The sequence below is a fragment of the Sutcliffiella tianshenii genome, from assembly GCF_016908565.1.
Lineage (GTDB): Bacteria > Bacillota > Bacilli > Bacillales > Bacillaceae_I > Sutcliffiella_A > Sutcliffiella_A tianshenii.
Genome location: NZ_JAFBED010000001.1, coordinates 12,242 through 27,930, shown reverse-complemented (window position 1 = coordinate 27,930; position 15,689 = coordinate 12,242). Strand labels below are relative to the sequence as shown.

18 protein-coding genes are annotated in these 15,689 nt (G+C 45.1%); 13 read left to right on the top strand and 5 right to left on the bottom strand.

From position 1 onward, the window contains the following. Positions 1–12: 12 nt before the first annotated feature. The 5 genes from JOC95_RS00165 (at position 13) to JOC95_RS00145 (ending at position 3,978) form a co-directional block, all read left to right on the top strand. Entirely contained in the window at positions 13–564 is a 552-nt protein-coding gene (locus tag JOC95_RS00165; protein ID WP_204412335.1) for a sulfurtransferase TusA family protein, read from the top strand. Between the two features lie 40 nt (positions 565–604). Next, entirely contained in the window at positions 605–1,732 is a 1,128-nt protein-coding gene (locus JOC95_RS00160; protein ID WP_204412334.1) for an MBL fold metallo-hydrolase, read from the top strand. Between the two features lie 107 nt (positions 1,733–1,839). Then, entirely contained in the window at positions 1,840–2,622 is a 783-nt protein-coding gene (locus JOC95_RS00155; RefSeq protein WP_204413372.1) for a sulfite exporter TauE/SafE family protein, read from the top strand. A gap of 136 nt (positions 2,623–2,758) precedes the next feature. Further along, on the top strand, positions 2,759–3,226 hold the full coding sequence (locus JOC95_RS00150; protein WP_239582671.1) for a site-2 protease family protein: 468 nt from the start codon (positions 2,759–2,761) through the stop codon (positions 3,224–3,226). After that, positions 3,223–3,978 carry a (S)-benzoin forming benzil reductase gene (locus JOC95_RS00145; RefSeq protein ID WP_204412332.1) on the top strand — a complete coding sequence of 252 codons (756 nt, stop codon included), beginning with the start codon at positions 3,223–3,225 and terminating at the stop codon, positions 3,976–3,978. Before JOC95_RS00150 ends, JOC95_RS00145 begins: the two co-directional genes overlap by 4 nt. Before the next feature lie 51 nt (positions 3,979–4,029). Here JOC95_RS00145 and JOC95_RS00140 read toward each other — a convergent pair whose 3' ends face one another. Then, positions 4,030–5,013 (bottom strand): ABC transporter substrate-binding protein, encoded by a 984-nt coding sequence (locus JOC95_RS00140; RefSeq protein ID WP_204412331.1) that lies wholly within the window; start codon positions 5,011–5,013, stop codon positions 4,030–4,032. Between the two features lie 179 nt (positions 5,014–5,192). Between JOC95_RS00140 and JOC95_RS00135 the strand changes: the two genes are divergently transcribed. From JOC95_RS00135 to JOC95_RS00115, 5 genes are read left to right on the top strand one after another with little or no spacing between them, the layout of a single operon-like run. Then, positions 5,193–6,197, top strand: a complete 1,005-nt coding sequence (locus JOC95_RS00135) for a FecCD family ABC transporter permease (RefSeq protein ID WP_204412330.1) — start codon at positions 5,193–5,195, stop codon at positions 6,195–6,197. Beyond that, positions 6,194–7,249, top strand: a complete 1,056-nt coding sequence (locus JOC95_RS00130; RefSeq protein WP_204412329.1) for a FecCD family ABC transporter permease — start codon at positions 6,194–6,196, stop codon at positions 7,247–7,249. The genes JOC95_RS00135 and JOC95_RS00130 overlap by 4 nt, the downstream gene beginning before the upstream one ends. A gap of 17 nt (positions 7,250–7,266) precedes the next feature. Then, the gene (locus JOC95_RS00125; protein ID WP_204412328.1) at positions 7,267–8,085 is read left to right on the top strand and encodes an ABC transporter ATP-binding protein; all 819 of its coding nucleotides are present in this window, start codon (positions 7,267–7,269) and stop codon (positions 8,083–8,085) included. After that, positions 8,082–8,840, top strand: a complete 759-nt coding sequence (locus tag JOC95_RS00120) for an IucA/IucC family C-terminal-domain containing protein (RefSeq protein WP_204412327.1) — start codon at positions 8,082–8,084, stop codon at positions 8,838–8,840. Before JOC95_RS00125 ends, JOC95_RS00120 begins: the two co-directional genes overlap by 4 nt. Positions 8,841–8,865: 25 nt before the next feature. Further along, positions 8,866–9,120 carry a YusU family protein gene (locus tag JOC95_RS00115; protein ID WP_204412326.1) on the top strand — a complete coding sequence of 85 codons (255 nt, stop codon included), beginning with the start codon at positions 8,866–8,868 and terminating at the stop codon, positions 9,118–9,120. Positions 9,121–9,213: 93 nt separating this feature from the next. Here JOC95_RS00115 and JOC95_RS00110 read toward each other — a convergent pair whose 3' ends face one another. Both JOC95_RS00110 and JOC95_RS00105 read right to left on the bottom strand, forming a co-directional pair. After that, a complete protein-coding gene (locus tag JOC95_RS00110; RefSeq protein ID WP_204412325.1) occupies positions 9,214–9,552 on the bottom strand; it encodes a spore coat protein in 339 nt (112 codons plus the stop codon). Positions 9,553–9,567: 15 nt separating this feature from the next. Then, complete coding sequence (locus tag JOC95_RS00105) at positions 9,568–9,855, bottom strand: hypothetical protein (RefSeq protein WP_204412324.1); 288 nt, start codon at positions 9,853–9,855, stop codon at positions 9,568–9,570. A gap of 289 nt (positions 9,856–10,144) precedes the next feature. Here JOC95_RS00105 and JOC95_RS00100 point away from each other — a divergent pair, with 289 nt between their 5' ends. Continuing rightward, positions 10,145–11,062, top strand: a complete 918-nt coding sequence (locus JOC95_RS00100) for a proline dehydrogenase family protein (RefSeq protein ID WP_204412323.1) — start codon at positions 10,145–10,147, stop codon at positions 11,060–11,062. A gap of 51 nt (positions 11,063–11,113) precedes the next feature. On the opposite strand, the gene JOC95_RS00095 is transcribed toward JOC95_RS00100, so the two are convergent. Next, on the bottom strand, positions 11,114–11,560 hold the full coding sequence (locus JOC95_RS00095; protein WP_204412322.1) for a staygreen family protein: 447 nt from the start codon (positions 11,558–11,560) through the stop codon (positions 11,114–11,116). Between the two features lie 127 nt (positions 11,561–11,687). Continuing rightward, positions 11,688–11,834, bottom strand: coding sequence for a YuzL family protein (locus JOC95_RS00090; RefSeq protein ID WP_204413370.1), 147 nt, complete (start codon positions 11,832–11,834; stop codon positions 11,688–11,690). 231 nt (positions 11,835–12,065) lie between these two features. Between JOC95_RS00090 and JOC95_RS00085 the strand changes: the two genes are divergently transcribed. Both JOC95_RS00085 and JOC95_RS00080 read left to right on the top strand, forming a co-directional pair. Then, on the top strand, positions 12,066–14,450 hold the full coding sequence (locus JOC95_RS00085; RefSeq protein WP_204412321.1) for a 3-hydroxyacyl-CoA dehydrogenase/enoyl-CoA hydratase family protein: 2,385 nt from the start codon (positions 12,066–12,068) through the stop codon (positions 14,448–14,450). A 44-nt stretch (positions 14,451–14,494) separates the two neighbouring features. Continuing rightward, a complete protein-coding gene (locus JOC95_RS00080) occupies positions 14,495–15,673 on the top strand; it encodes an acetyl-CoA C-acetyltransferase (protein WP_204412320.1) in 1,179 nt (392 codons plus the stop codon). The last annotated feature ends 16 nt before the right edge of the window (positions 15,674–15,689 follow it).

Here is a 15,689-nt window from a genome sequence, read left to right as displayed (position 1 = left end):
AGCTGTTTATAGATGAAAGTAAATTTAACGCTTGATGCAAAAGGATTGGCATGTCCAATGCCAATCGTATGTACAAAAAAATCAATCGACCAGATAGAAGCTGGAGAAGTTTTGGAAGTATTGGCAACAGATAAAGGCTCCAAGGCGGATATTGCTGCTTGGGCAGAAAAAGTGGGCCATCAGTATTTAGGTACGATGGAAGAAGGCGATGTGCTGAAGCATTACATCCGTAAGGCACGTTCTGAAGAAGAAAAAGAGGAACAGAAGCACCCGCATACAGCAAGCAATGATGAGCTACAAGCAAAATTAAACGATGATGTAACAGTCATTGATGTGCGCGAGCCTGCAGAATATGCATTCGGCCATATTCCTGGTGCTGTTTCCATGCCACTTGGTGAATTGGAAATGTTAGCGGAAAGCTTAGATAAAACAAAAGAAACGTTTATCATTTGCCGTACAGGAAACCGCAGTGATCTGGCTGCTCAAAAGTTGACAGAAAAAGGCTTTACTAATGTTATTAATGTCATTCCTGGGATGTCCAAGTGGGAAGGTCCTACTGCATAAATTTTTTTAACTAAAATTATACCATAGGGGGTATTTACTCATGTTAAACGCAATGACTGCAAAAGAAGTAACGAAGAAGATCTTAAACAATGAGCCATTATTTATTTTGGATGTACGTAATGAAGATGCATTTGCTGATTGGAAAATCGAAGGCGCTTCTGTAAAGCATAAGAATATTCCTTATTTCGATCTTATGGAAGGCGTGGAAGAAATCTTAGGAGATATTCCGGCTGAGAATGTTCTTGTAGTTTGTGCAAAAGAAGGCTCTTCTGTATTTGTTGGTGAAATGCTCGTGGAAGCCGGAGTGAAGAATGTATCCTATCTAAAAGGCGGAATGAAGGCTTGGAGTGAGTACTTGGAGCCGGTGAAGGTGGCTGACTTGGCTGACGGCGGAACATTGTATCAATTCGTACGTATCGGAAAAGGCTGCTTATCCTACCTTGTAGAGTCTGATGGAGAAGCGATGATCATCGATTCCACTCGCATGGTTGATCAATATGTATCTTTCATCGAAGAAAAAGGGTTGAAGCTTGTGCATGTTGCGGATACTCACTTACATGCCGATCACATTTCTGGTGGACGTTTGCTTCGTGAAGCAACAAATGCAACATACTGGTTGCCTCCGAAAGATGCAGAAGAAGTGACATTTGCTTATGAAAAGCTGGAAGACGGTGTAGAAATTACTGTTGGTTCTACCAAAGTGACGGTTCAAGCTATCTACTCACCGGGCCATACGATCGGAAGTACATCCTTTGTAGTGGATGACCGCTTCCTATTAAGTGGGGACATCCTGTTCGTGGAATCCATCGGCCGACCTGATCTTGCAGGGAAAGCGGAGGACTGGGTGGCAGATCTTCGTGAAACATTATATGCACGCTATAAAGAGCTTTCAGAGGAATTGGTGGTTCTACCTGCACACTTCGGGAACATGTCAGAAGTAGGCGAAGGCGGTCTTGTGGCAGCTCGCTTAGGCGATCTGTTTGCAAACAACGCTGGATTGAACATCGAGGACGAAGAGGAATTCCGCAAGCTGGTTTCCGAAAACCTTCCTCCACAGCCGAATGCATACCAACAAATCCGTGAACTTAACATGGGTAAAATCAACCCATCAGACGACGAACAGCGCGACATGGAAATCGGTCCAAACCGCTGTGCCGTACACGGATAAGATTACAGAGTGATGACAATGAGATGAAATTCCTGTGAGGGGCCAGACCCCGGCAGGAATTTCATGCATCATCTCGTACAGCTCGAACAGAAGGAGGGGAATGAATGATGGAGTTTGATTTAATGTGGATTGTGACGTTGTTTGCGATTGGGTTTGTGGGATCATTTGTTTCCGGGATGGTCGGGATTGGCGGGTCGATCATTAAGTATCCGATGCTGCTTTATATTCCACCATTGCTAGGATTGACCGCTTTGACGGCCCATGAGGTATCAGGTGTGAGTGCGGTTCAGGTGTTCTTTGCAACCATTTCGGGTGTTTGGGCATACCGAAAAGGCGGCTTCCTGAATAAGGATTTGATCATCTATATGGGTGTCAGCATCCTGCTCGGAAGCTTCATCGGTGGGTATGGCTCCGGCTTTATGAATGAGGATTCTATTAACGTGGTGTATGGAATATTAGCTCTGATTGCTGTTATTATGATGTTTATCCCTAAAAAAGGTATAGATGATATTCCATTCGATCAGGTGACATTCAATAAGGCCGTTGCCGCAATACTGGCATTCATTGTCGGGATCGGCTCCGGAATTGTTGGAGCGGCTGGTGCGTTCCTTCTCGTTCCGATCATGCTTGTGGTGCTGAAGATCCCTACAAGGATGACCATCGCCACATCTCTTGCCATTACGTTTATTTCCTCCATAGGCAGTACAGTGGGGAAAATCACTACAGGTCAAGTGTTGTTGATACCGGCAATCGTGATGGTGGTTGCAAGTATCATTGCTGCCCCGATCGGCGCAAAGCTTGGGCAGAAGATGAACACAAAAGTGCTGCAGTGGACATTGGCACTTCTGATTTTAGCGACAACCGTGAAGATCTGGTTGGATATTCTTTAAAAATGATAAAATGCCTGACCGGCAGTTGCTGGTCAGGTTTTTTCTTATTTCATTCACATCCCATCACAAACTTCATCATCAAGTCATGTATAATAAATGTAACTAAAGGCATTTAATAAAGAGGGTTATCAATTTGATGTGGGAAATTGTGCTGTTTTTCTTATTTATAGTTCCAATCGTCCATCTGATTCATGAAATGGGACATGTTCTTTTTGCCAAGCTGTTCGGCATCAAGGAAACGGAAATCGTTCTCGGGATCGGGCCGGAGTGGTTCCATTTTTCTCATGCTTCCATCCGTTACAGAGTTCATTATCTTGTATTCCTCGGAGGATATTCGACCAATAGCAGGGAAGGGGTGCTGTCTCCTGTAGAAGTTGCTTTCATTTCGCTTGGTGGTCCATTGTTCAATATAGCCTCCATTCTTATGGTGCTTCCACTCCTAAGCGAATATGACTTTCTACTATTGCATTTATTTATCCTATTTAGCTCTTGGGTCGGCTTGGTAAATCTGGTTCCTTTTAAAATGGGCAATCGCAGGTCGGATGGCTGGCAAATAGCCACATCATTATATAGACTGGTAAAAATAAGGGGGAATGAAAATTGAACGTTTTTATCATAACAGGTGCCTCCAAAGGCTTGGGGGAAGCAACTGCGCAGCTTCTTCTAAAGGAAAACAACGAGTTGATCCTCATCGCAAGAAACGAGAACGAAGAGTTGGTGAGGCACGCTAAAGAAGCAGGAGTATCGTTGCGTTTTCTTAATGAAGATCTTAGCAATCATAATAAGATCCCTGGCATGGTCAAGAGTATCATAGGTTCCATCAATAAAGAAAAGGCGGAAAGTGTATTTTTCATCAACAATGCCGGAATGGTTGATCCCATCAAACCTGCAGGAAAATCTGACCCGGAACTTATGACGAAAAGTATCCACTTAAACCTCCTCACACCTATGCTCATAACAAACGAATTTTTAAAGCTGACGGGAGATTGGGATTGTAAAAAAGTGATAGTCAACATCAGCTCAGGGGCGGCCAATCGTCCTATTTACGGCTGGAATACATACGGTACGACAAAAGCAGGGGTTGATATGTTCACAAAATCTGTCGGACATGAGCAGGGGACGGCGACCAATCCCGCAACCATCATCTCATTCTCACCAGGAATCATGGATACGGATATGCAGGGGACCATCAGGCAAGCTGATAAGGAAGACTTCACCAATGTAGAGGTTTTCAAGAACTACCACGAAAAAGGGGAGCTGCGTTCACCAGGCTTTGTCGCGCAAAAGATGCTGGATTTGATTAGGTCTGATGGAATGGAGAATGGAAGGGTATACGATATCAAAGAATTTGTGTAAATGATAGAAAAAAAGGAGGCAGCCAGCGCTGTCTCCTTTTTGAATCGTTTCTTATTTTTCAAGAATGATTTTTTCGATGTCATCAAGCATCAGGTTAGCTGCAAGAACGCCTCCAGCTGTGTTCCATACTGCGTCACTTACTTCGTGAACGTTACCAGCCTTAACCACTTCAAGGTTTTGGAAAAGAGGATCCTTCAACCATTCATCCTTCACCTTAGTCGCTTCCCCATCACCTGTTTCATAGGAGAAGTGGAACATGATATCTCCATCCATTAAAGGAATTGTTTCCTTTGTAGCTTCTACCATGAAACTATCTACATTCTGAGATTCCGGACGTGCAAAACCTAATTGGTCCAAAATGATTCCAGAGAAAGAATCTTTTTGATAGATTCGGACGTTACCTGCTGTGAAACGGATGACAGATACTTCTTGCTCCAATTTGTCGCCAAGCTCTTCTTTCATGCTTGCAACACGTGAATCGAAGTCATCCATCACTTTCTTTCCTTCTTCTTCCTTGTTCAATGCTTTAGAGTATAGAGCAAAGTTTTCTTTCCAGTCACCTTTTAACGTCTCAGCAAAAACAGTAGGAGCAATGGCATTCAGTTGCTCGTAAACGTCCTCTTGACGAAGTTTGTTACCGATAATTAGATCCGGTTTAAGAGCAGCGATCGCTTCAAGGTTAACTGCGCTCTCCGTTCCAACAACTTCTACGCCTTCCATATCAGATTTGATATGATCGTACCAAGTGTCGCCCAACCAAGATTGAACCGCTCCGACAGGCTTGACTCCCATTGCAAGAAGGGCTTCAGTTCCTTCGTTTGTCAAAATAACCACTTTCTCAGGTGTGCCTTTGATTTCAGTTGTTCCCATGGCATGTTCCACTGTGTAGGAAGTTTCTTCTTTAGGCGCATCCCCGTTACCTTCGTTATCTTTGCTTGCATTATTGTTTCCGCTGTTATTTCCGCATGCAGCAAGTAACAATGAAGTAATGATGCTTAATAAAAATAAGGTAAAGATCTTCTTGTTCTTAAACATTATGTATTTCCCCCATTAATAGTGATAATGATTTTCATTTACAAGTATGATATTACTGGGAATGAGAATGGTTGTCAATATATTTTTGAGAATGATTTTCAAAGTCATTGACACAATGGGTGTATTCTCCTAAACTTATAGTGGATATAAAAATGGTATATAGATAGAAGGTACTCGTTATGTTATTACGCACAACAAGTCAAAAAATAATAGGGTTGCTGGTAGGTTCCATCCTATTATTTCTCTGTTTTGTTGCAAGCATTATATATGGATATACAGATACAAGCCTTGGCCTGGCATTGGATGCATTCAGGAATTTCGATGGATCGAATGAGCATATCATCGTTCAATCCGTCAGGCTGCCAAGGGCCGTCATCGCCGCAATTGTCGGGGCAAGCCTCGCTGTTTCAGGATTGTGGATGCAGGCCTTGACGAAAAACCCGCTTGCATCACCCGGGATTTTCGGAATCAACGCAGGCGCGAGTTTTTTCGTTGTCGTTGCGGTTTCCTTTTTTTCAGTCACATCTTTACAGACATACACATGGCTGGCATTCCTCGGAGCGTCCGTTGCCGCCTTCGCGGTTTATTTTATCGGTTCGATCGGGCGCGAGGGCCTGACCCCTATGAAGCTGACGCTTGCCGGCGCCGCTTTTGCCGCGATGTTCTCATCCCTGACGCAGGGCCTATTGGTGGTCAATGAAACGGCACTCGATCAGGTGCTGTTCTGGCTGGCCGGATCTGTCCAAGGTCGCAAACTGGATGTGGTCACTGCAGTCGGCCCTTATATTGCCGTAGCGTTCATCGCCTCCCTGTTCATAGGCAAAAAAATGAACCTCTTGGCAATGGGGGACGATGTAGCGACAAGCCTTGGTGTCAAAACGGGCCTGGTGAAGCTTGTTGCTGCTGTCGTCATCATTCTTTTGGCAGGGGGATCGGTCGCAATCGCAGGGCCGATCGTGTTCATTGGAATCGTCATCCCGCATGTTGCAAGATATTTTGTTGGAACGGACCATCGCTGGCTTGCTCCATATTGCACAATCTTAGGGGCGATCCTACTGTTGGTGGCCGATATCGGGGCACGTTACGTCATCATGCCTCAAGAGGTTCCTGTTGGGGTCATGACTGCCATCATCGGTACTCCTTTCTTCATCTATATAGCTAGAAGGGGGTTCCATGGCAAATGAAAAAGTATAAAACATTCAGGCTTGGAAAAAGTTCGATTTCATTTTTTCTTGATAAAAAAGCAATGCTTGCCATTGTGGGGTTAGCCTTATCGGTGATTGCACTGTTTGTTATCAGCACGGGGATGGGGGACATGAAAATCTCCCCTTGGAATGTGGTCAAGGTGTTCTTTGGATATGGAGACGAAATGGAGACACTTGTCGTCCAATCTTTCAGGTTGCCGAGAATCATCATCGCCCTGTTGGTCGGAATATCTCTCGCGGTTGCCGGGGCCATTTTACAAGGCATAATTCGGAACCCGCTTGCATCTCCTGATATTATAGGCCTTACAGGGGGCGCATCCACTGCGGTTGTCCTTTTTCTGGCACTTTTCAGTGATAAAAACAATTCATTGACAGTCAGCATTCAATGGCTGCCACTGAGCGCTTTTATCGGTGCAACGGCAATAGCGATCGTGGTATATACCCTCTCTTGGAAAAATGGTTTGTCTCCGGTTCGCCTAGTACTGATCGGGATCGGAATTTCCACCCTGATGCAGGCGCTTACGACATTATTTATGATACTTGGCCCGATCTACCGCGCAAGCCAGGCAAATATATGGATCACCGGGACTGTTTACGGTTCCAACTGGGATCATGTGAAAATACTTCTTCCATGGACCTTGCTGCTTTTAATAGTAAGCATCATGGTAGTACGACATTTGAATATTCAAGAGCTTGGTGATGAAATTGCCACAGGTGTCGGTGGAGCGGTCCATAAACACCGGATGGGCCTTTTATTTCTGAGTACCGCAATGACCGGAGGCGCGGTTGCTTTTGCAGGGGGAATCGGATTTGTCGGCTTGATGGCACCTCATATTGCCCGCCGGCTCGTGGGATCCTCTTTCGGGGTATTGATCCCCACCTCAGCTTTGATCGGTGCATTCCTTGTCATGCTGGCGGATTTGATCGGAAGGACAATGTTCTCGCCACTTGAAATTCCTGCCGGGGTATTTACAGCATCCATTGGCGCACCATACTTTATCTATTTGCTTTATAAAACGAGAAATGCTTAACGAAAGGTGGAAAAAACATGAACGCATTAGAAACTCAGTCCCTGACATTATCCTATGGTGATTCCATTATTATCGAGGAATTGGACCTGAAAATCCCAAAAGGGGAAATTACCGTTTTCATCGGAGGAAATGGTTGCGGGAAGTCCACACTACTTCGTTCATTAGCTCGTTTGTTAAAGCCTGCTGAAGGTAATGTGCTACTGGAAGGAAAAGCTATATCCAAGCAGTCGACAAAGGAAATCGCCAAACAGCTTGCGATTCTTCCACAAGGTCCGGTCGCACCTGAAGGGTTATCCGTCCTTCAGCTCGTCAAGCAAGGAAGATACCCTTACCAGTCTTGGCTTAAGCAATGGTCCGATCATGATGAAAAAGTCGTATGGGATTCCCTTCGTGCAACAGGGATGGAAGAATTGGCGGAGCGCACAGTCGATTCCCTGTCAGGCGGACAGCGCCAAAGAGCGTGGATTGCGATGACACTTGCACAGGAAACGGATGTCATCCTGCTAGATGAACCGACCACTTATCTCGATATGACACATCAGATAGAAATACTGGATCTTTTATTTGAGTTGAATGAAAAAGAAAACCGCACAATCATCATGGTCCTGCATGACCTGAATCTGGCTTGCCGCTATGCCCACCATATCGTTGCCATCCGTGATAAGCAGATTTATGCACAGGGGAAACCGGAGGAAGTGATCAACTGTGATCTTGTGAAAAATGTCTTTGATATGAGCTGCCAGGTTACAACCGATCCACTTTTCGGTACACCATTATGTATCCCACACGGCAGGGGCCGATGCATCGTGCCCAATCTGGAAGGGTTAAGGGCATGAGGTTAGAAACTGAAAGCTTAAACCACGCTGAACAAAGGTTTTTGGAAGAGAATGGCCGTTTGGTGGTAGGCTCAGCGTCATCCCAGAATTCGGTGAAGCTTGCCTCTTTATTGGAAGAGGGTGCGGTATGTTCCTATTTGGCAACGATCCGCGAAGATCTTGGCACAGATAAAAATGATGTAGCTGCATCCTTACTGATGAAAAGGCTCGGTTTTCTTGCGGTCAACTGCCTTATGAGCATGTCTGCATACAATAAAACCTTTAAAATAGATTCAGGGAACATCTGGATTGATTCCTCCATGGATAATGGGACGTGGCTGCCGAAAATCCGCTTCAGCGTACTTGAGGTGGAGGCGGCCCCAGCTATAGATCGAAATGATTGGAGAACACGCCATTTTTATTCTCTGTTCAAGGGTCTGTATATGCCATTGATTGAGCGGATTGCAAAAGATGCGAAGGTTTCGAGGCAGACCCTATGGGAAAACGTCATGCTCTATGTGTACTGGCTATATGAAACGATCCTTCCAAAGATTGGTGAAACCAAATATGCCGAGGAGGATTTTCTGGCACTTCTGGAAGCACCGGCATCATTCTTTGGAATGAACCGAAATCCTGCAGCCTCATTCTACAGTGATAAAATATACGTGGAAAAGCAGCAGGCAGAAATACGGGTGAGATCGACATGCTGCTTCTACTATCAGGCAAATGCGTCAGGATCGCGATGTTCAACCTGTCCACTCGAATGCAAAGTCTAGAAAGCATGACAAGGAGGGAATTTCTATGAATGAAAAACTTGAAAAACAGCTTGATGGATTGCTTGAAAAATATACGGAGCTTCTTTTAGGGGAGTGCACGGACGAACAAAAGGAAAACGTCAAAGCCTGGGTACTCTATACTTACATCGCAAAGTCCATGCCACCTCTCGTTAAGCATTGGAACGAGCAATATCCTGATGCCAAACAGGATATGATGACCTTGATCAAAGAAATCAAAGAATTGAATGATGCTCATCGTGCGGGCAGCGCGAAGAAATAGGACCGTCTTCCTTTTTTGGAGATGGTTCTTTTCTGTTTGTTGATATAAAAATCTCCATAGAAAAAAGCAGCATACATCGCTGCTTTTCCCCATCTACTGCATCATCCCGTTATTTCCATAAGGAAACTGGTTCGTATAGCCCTGGAATTGCTGATATTCTTGTTGAAGCTTCTGCTGGTCAGCCTGCTCCAACGCATACCAGCCCTTCTGGAACATCAGGTTGTACAATTCACGCTGGCAGTTCTGCGTCTCATTGAAAATTGCCAGTAAATCCGTATAGATCTGCTGATTGCTAGCTTCATTCAAAGCTGTGCTGTAGGAAGCGGTCATGTATTTTTCAGTTGCAAGCATATCATTGATGAAATCACGGTCATTCATTTGTGGTGTTTTTGCAACTTGGGTCTCCGGGTTTTGAATCTTCTGCTGGTTCATTCAGATTCCCCTCCTTTATTGAAGTGGCGTTTGTTGTTGTTGCATTTGGTTTTGCCCTTGAACATGGGATAGTACTTTTTGGTAATGGCGCTGATGCATTTGGCCGGCTTTCTCTATGGCCTGCACCACTTCCTGGTCCTGACATTGACTTGCAAAGAAATGTGCCTTTTTCATCGCAAGCAGATTCCAGGAAAGCATATCTGCAAAATATAATGAGTCTTTGACAGTGACAATGGCTGGGGGCTGCGGATGATAGCCTGTCTGTTGTGCAGTTGATGGCTGCTGTTGCTGTTGTTGTTGCATACAACGACCTCCTGATTTTTCAATATCACTTGTATCATCCCCAAGTACCGTATTTCTATGTATGTTGTTGTCACCTTCTTGTAGAAGGATATCTCAAATGAAAAGCGACAAAAATAACTATTTCCCGACAAATATTTTGTATTCAAATATTTGAAAAGGTGATAAAATGAGGGTGTAATTTAAATTTTTGCAAGCGATGAAAGCGTTTACTGCATCACGATACTACTAGGCTGGTAGCTAAGTTTGATATATAGAGAGAACATCTAGAAGCAATGGGAGGAACAACATCATGGAACAAGTTATGCGTAATGCGTTTTTATTTTTATCAAAGAATAAAGCGCTGACAAAAATGGCAAGAAAATATGGCTTGCGATTCGGAGCAGGGCGATTTGTAGCCGGGGAAAGAATCGATCAGGCGGTTCAATGCATCAAGGAATTAAATGAAAAAGAACTGTGTGTGACCATTGATTATCTTGGGGAGTTCATTGATACGGAACAGGAAGCAAATGAGATGGCAGATAACAGCATCGAAGCGATCCGTGCCATCGGTAGGGAAAAGCTTGATTCCCAGCTATCATTAAAAATGACAAGCATGGGCCTTGATATTTCAGACGAGATTGTCATGAATAATATGCGCAGGATCCTGACTGCAGCGAAGGAAAACAATGTGTTTGTCACCATTGATATGGAGGACTATTCCCGCTGCGGCAAGACCATTGAAATCTTCAAAAGGCTGAAGGAAGAGTTCGACAATGTCGGAACGGTCATCCAGTCTTACCTTTACCGTACAGTTGCAGATATCGAGGATCTGAATCAATACAACCCAAATCTACGTCTAGTAAAGGGAGCATACAAGGAGTCACCGAATGTTGCTTTCCCTGAAAAGAAGGATGTAGACGACAACTTCAAAAAAATCATCGAGATGCATCTTTTGAACGGTAATTATACCGCTGTAGCCACACATGATGATGCAATGATCGAGTTTACAAAAGAATTGGTGAAAAAGCACAATATCCCGAATGACCAATTCGAATTCCAGATGCTATACGGCATTCGTCCGGAGCGTCAGCTGGAGCTAGTAAAAGAAGGCTACAAAATGCGCGTTTATGTTCCATACGGTACGGACTGGTATGGCTACTTCATGCGCCGCCTCGCAGAGAGACCTGCAAACGTGGCATTCGTCCTGAAGGGCATGATCAAAAAATAACATTAAAAAAGAGGGAAAGCAGCGATGCTTTTCCTCTTTTTCATTCTTTCGCTAAAAGGAGTATTCCAACGGCTTACCCCAGTACTCCCATTTGTTGAATGCGGGGTCTTCTGAATCAAAATGAATCCATATTGGTGCCTGGGCCAAGGGTGGGTGAGCAAGCAGGAATTGGCGGTCCCCATAAAAGATAGCCTCAAGGGCCAAGGGGAGTTCACGCCTGAATATTGCATCACGCAAATGGGTTTCTTTTTGGCCGAAATTCCCGATATACACATACACACTGAAGTAATAGCAATTGTTTTCCACTCTCCAACTGCCTACAACCTCATCTCTCATGCTTGTCACTTTATCATACGCAATCCAAGATCCCATAGTCAGAAAAAGCTCAGCTGTTATATCGGAATGGGTGAGCGTATAGACCCTGGGACAAATCGGCGCGAGAGGTGTCACATATGGCCTGAATTCCACAGTAAGTTTTTCGGGATTCAGCTTTTTCATTTTCCCACCTCCAAATGAAATATATGAGGAGGCAGGCCGGGTTAATACCCGGTTCTTAAGTTGCTTATTAAATAGTAAAGCCTATCCATTCGGGAAATGGATAGGCTTTTAAAATAAGAGGATCTACTCAGTCCTCCATATTCGCTTTCCCATACTGCTGATTGTTGCTCGTCTTCTTTCCACGGTAATCCATCTCGTTCGTCGGCCCCGCATTTCCTTTCACGCTTGCAGCACTTTTAGCTGCATGAGAGGGTTGCTTTTTCATTTTTGCCATCATTATCACCTCCGTCATCCATATTTTTACCCTCAATAAAAAACACATGCAGTTGATGGATTAAAATAAAATGGAAAATCCCTATTTATTTATTGCGAAAATTCTATAAATACTTTATTATTGAAATCAAAGGAACTCTTGCAAAGGAGATATTTTTTTGCGGTAAAAATGAATGAGTATTCATTCAACAAGTGAAATGAAGTGAAATTCAACTATCAAGGGGGAGGAAGAATGAAACATAGTATTAAAAAGGCAGCTGTCATAGGTTCCGGTGTAATGGGGTCCGGAATTGCAGCACACTTAGCAAACGTTGGTATTCCTACAATCCTGTTAGATATCGTTCCTAACAAACTTACGAGTGATGAAGAGCAGAAGGGCTTAACACTCTCAGATAAAGCGGTACGTAATAAATATACGAGCACCGCCCTGCAAAAATTACTAAAACAAAAACCTGCACCACTGACAACCAAATCAAACCTTCAACTGATCGAGGCAGGCAATCTCGAAGATGACATTGCAAAAATCGCAGAATGTGACTGGGTAATTGAGGTCATCGTGGAAAATCTGGAAATAAAAAAGCAACTGTTTGAAAAAGTGGATGCCCATCGTAAGCAGGGCAGCATCATCAGCTCCAATACTTCTGGTATTAGCATTGAAGCGATGGCAGAAGGACGCTCGGATGATTTCAGGAAGAATTTCCTTGGTACGCACTTCTTCAATCCGCCACGCTATTTGAAGCTGTTGGAGGTAATCCCGACAAAGGATACAGATTCGGAGGTCGTAAGCTTCATCAAGACTTTTGGCGAAGATGTCCTCGGTAAAGGAATTGTACTTGCGAAGGACACGCCTAACTTCATTGCCAACAGAATCGGGACATACGGGCTGCTTGTGACGGTGAAGCAGATGCTTGAAGGCGGCTACAGCGTCGGTGAAGTGGATTCTGTGACTGGCCCGGCAATCGGCAGGCCGAAAAGTGCGACATTCCGCACATTGGATGTTGTCGGACTTGATACATTCATCCATGTTGCGAACAATGTATTCGACAAGGTGGAAGGTGCGGAGAAAGAAGTTTTCCAAGTACCTGATTTTATGCGAAGAATGCAGGCGAACGGCTGGCTTGGAAGCAAATCCGGGCAAGGATTCTACTTGAAGCAGGGAAAAGAGATCCTCGAGCTGAACGCTGAGACATTTGAATATGAGCAAAGAAAGAAATTGAAGACCCCGGCTCTCGAAATGAGCAAGCAGGCAAAAGGCTACAGCAATAAAATGAAAGCGCTTGTATACGCGGACGATCGTGCAGGCAATCTTCTTTGGAGCATCCTGGCGCCGGTCCTGAGCTATTCTGCAGAACTTCTTGGGGAAATAGCGGATGATATTGTGGCAATCGACCAGGCGATGAAGTGGGGCTTCGGCTGGGATCATGGACCTTTTGAAACATGGGACGCAATAGGTGTCGAAGAGTCCGTCATGAAAATGAAGGAAGACGGAATCCCGGTTCCAAAGTGGGTGGATGAGCTTTTGGCAAATGGCCACCGCACTTTCTATAAAAAAGACAATGGGACCACTTGCTACTATGACAATGGCACATACAAAGCAATGGATGTGAATAAAAAGGTCATTCACCTAAAAACATTGAAAGAAACGAAGGGTGTCATCAAAAAGAACTCCGGTGCAAGCCTGATTGATCTTGGCGACGATGTTGCACTACTCGAATTCACATCACCAAACAACGCAATCGGCCTTGATATCATCCAAATGGTCAATTACGCGATTGATGAAGTGGATAAAAATTATAAAGGGCTTGTAATCGGGAATCAGGGCAAGAACTTCTGTGTAGGTGCCAACCTTGCGATGATTCTGATGGAAGCACAGGATGACAACTATTTCGAGATCGATATGGTTGTGAAGCACTTCCAGCAAGCGATGATGAAAATCAAATACAGCCCAAAACCGGTAGTCGCTGCACCATTCGGCATGACACTCGGCGGCGGTACGGAAATATGCCTCCCTACTAGCCAGCTGCAGGCATCAAGCGAAACGTATATGGGTCTTGTGGAAGTCGGTGTCGGACTCATCCCTGGCGGAGGCGGAAACAAAGAACTGTATATCAAACACTTGAACAGCATGCCAGAGGGCTTGGACTATGACCTGCAAAAAGTGGCGAACAAGGTGTTCGAGCAGATCGCGACTGCAAAGGTATCCACATCAGCTGCAGAAGCAAGAGACCTGCACCTATTGAATAATAAAGATCAGATCAGCTTTAACGGCGATCATCTCATACACGATGCAAAGCAGGCGGCACTTCATTTGTTTGAAGCAGGCTACACACCTCCAGTACGCAGAAAGGTTCCGGTGACCGGGGAAACAGGCTATGCCACATTGATGCTTGGTGCCCATAACATGCAGTATTCAGGCTTCATCTCCGAGCATGACTTGAAGATCGCCAAAAAACTGGCATATGTCATCGCTGGCGGAAATGTACCATACGGCACGGAAGTTGATGAGCAGTACTTGTTGGATCTTGAGCGCGAAGCATTCCTGAGCCTTGTCGGTGAAGCGAAATCCCAGCAGCGGATGCAGCACATGCTTGTAAAAGGAAAACCATTACGCAACTAATTTTTCATAGAATACTAAACTACTAGAAAAGCGAGGGGAGCACTTTGAAAGAAGCAGTGATAGTTGCTGGTGCTAGAACACCAGTAGGCAGAGCGAAAAAAGGATCTTTGGCTACAGTACGTCCAGACGACCTAGGAGCATTGGTGGTAAAAGAAACATTAAGAAGAGCCGGCAATTACGATGGTCCGATCGATGACCTCATCTTCGGATGTGCGATGCCGGAAGCGGAGCAAGGATTGAACATGGCAAGGAATATCGGTGGCTTGGCAGGACTTCCTTCCAGTGTCCCGGCCATAACCATCAACAGATACTGCTCTTCAGGACTACAAACGATCGCCTATGCAGCAGAGCGCATCATGCTTGGGCATTCTGAAAGCATCCTGGCAGGAGGAGCGGAATCCATGAGCATGGTGCCGATGGTCGGTCACACGGTGCGTCCGAACGCAAGACTCGTAGATTCAGCGCCGGAGTACTATATGGGCATGGGTCACACGGCAGAGCAGGTTGCGATCAAATATGGCGTGAGTCGTGAAGACCAGGATGCATTTGCAGTGAGAAGCCATGAGAGGGCGGCAAGAGCGATCCAGGAAGGAAAGTTTGTCGACGAGATCGTTCCGGTTGATGTAGCGGTACGTAAAGTAGGTGCCAATCACAAGCTCCAGGAATCCAACTTTACTTTCAGTCAGGATGAGGGTGTGAGAGCAGGAACGACAATGGATGTGTTAGGGAAACTCAGACCTGCATTCAATGTAAAAGGATCAGTCACAGCGGGTAACTCTTCCCAGACAAGTGATGGAGCGGCATCAGTACTTGTGATGGAAAGGGAAAGAGCAGAAGCACTTGGCCTGAAGCCGATTGCGAAATTCCGCTCCTTTGCAGTAGGAGGTGTACCACCGGAAGTGATGGGTATCGGACCGGTGGTTGCGATCCCTAAAGCATTGAAGCTTGCTGGCCTTGAGCTTTCCGATATCGGATTGCTTGAACTGAACGAGGCATTTGCTTCCCAGGCGATCCAGGTCATGCGCGAGCTTGGGCTTGATGAAGACAGGGTGAATGTAAATGGTGGAGCCATTGCACTCGGACATCCACTAGGGTGTACGGGGTCTAAATTGACACTGACCCTGCTTCACGAAATGAAGCGCCGCAATGAGCAGTTCGGGATTGTCAGCATGTGCATCGGCGGCGGTATGGGTGCTGCAGGCGTATTCGAATTATTAGCATAGAAAAACCATTTCAAGG

Excerpts from the sequence above, each read along its gene's own strand:
- JOC95_RS00165 (WP_204412335.1), top strand. The coding sequence starts at position 13 with ATGAAAGTAAATTTAACGCTTGATGCAAAAGGATTGGCATGTCCAATG.
- JOC95_RS00160 (WP_204412334.1), top strand. The coding sequence starts at position 605 with ATGTTAAACGCAATGACTGCAAAAGAAGTAACGAAGAAGATCTTAAAC.
- JOC95_RS00155 (WP_204413372.1), top strand. The coding sequence starts at position 1,840 with ATGGAGTTTGATTTAATGTGGATTGTGACGTTGTTTGCGATTGGGTTT.
- JOC95_RS00150 (WP_239582671.1), top strand. The coding sequence starts at position 2,759 with ATGTGGGAAATTGTGCTGTTTTTCTTATTTATAGTTCCAATCGTCCAT.
- JOC95_RS00140 (WP_204412331.1), bottom strand. The coding sequence starts at position 5,013 with ATGTTTAAGAACAAGAAGATCTTTACCTTATTTTTATTAAGCATCATT.
- JOC95_RS00135 (WP_204412330.1), top strand. The coding sequence starts at position 5,193 with ATGTTATTACGCACAACAAGTCAAAAAATAATAGGGTTGCTGGTAGGT.
- JOC95_RS00130 (WP_204412329.1), top strand. The coding sequence starts at position 6,194 with ATGAAAAAGTATAAAACATTCAGGCTTGGAAAAAGTTCGATTTCATTT.
- JOC95_RS00125 (WP_204412328.1), top strand. The coding sequence starts at position 7,267 with ATGAACGCATTAGAAACTCAGTCCCTGACATTATCCTATGGTGATTCC.
- JOC95_RS00120 (WP_204412327.1), top strand. The coding sequence starts at position 8,082 with ATGAGGTTAGAAACTGAAAGCTTAAACCACGCTGAACAAAGGTTTTTG.
- JOC95_RS00115 (WP_204412326.1), top strand. The coding sequence starts at position 8,866 with ATGAATGAAAAACTTGAAAAACAGCTTGATGGATTGCTTGAAAAATAT.
- JOC95_RS00110 (WP_204412325.1), bottom strand. The coding sequence starts at position 9,552 with ATGAACCAGCAGAAGATTCAAAACCCGGAGACCCAAGTTGCAAAAACA.
- JOC95_RS00105 (WP_204412324.1), bottom strand. The coding sequence starts at position 9,855 with ATGCAACAACAACAGCAACAGCAGCCATCAACTGCACAACAGACAGGC.
- JOC95_RS00100 (WP_204412323.1), top strand. The coding sequence starts at position 10,145 with ATGGAACAAGTTATGCGTAATGCGTTTTTATTTTTATCAAAGAATAAA.
- JOC95_RS00095 (WP_204412322.1), bottom strand. The coding sequence starts at position 11,560 with ATGAAAAAGCTGAATCCCGAAAAACTTACTGTGGAATTCAGGCCATAT.
- JOC95_RS00090 (WP_204413370.1), bottom strand. The coding sequence starts at position 11,834 with ATGGCAAAAATGAAAAAGCAACCCTCTCATGCAGCTAAAAGTGCTGCA.
- JOC95_RS00085 (WP_204412321.1), top strand. The coding sequence starts at position 12,066 with ATGAAACATAGTATTAAAAAGGCAGCTGTCATAGGTTCCGGTGTAATG.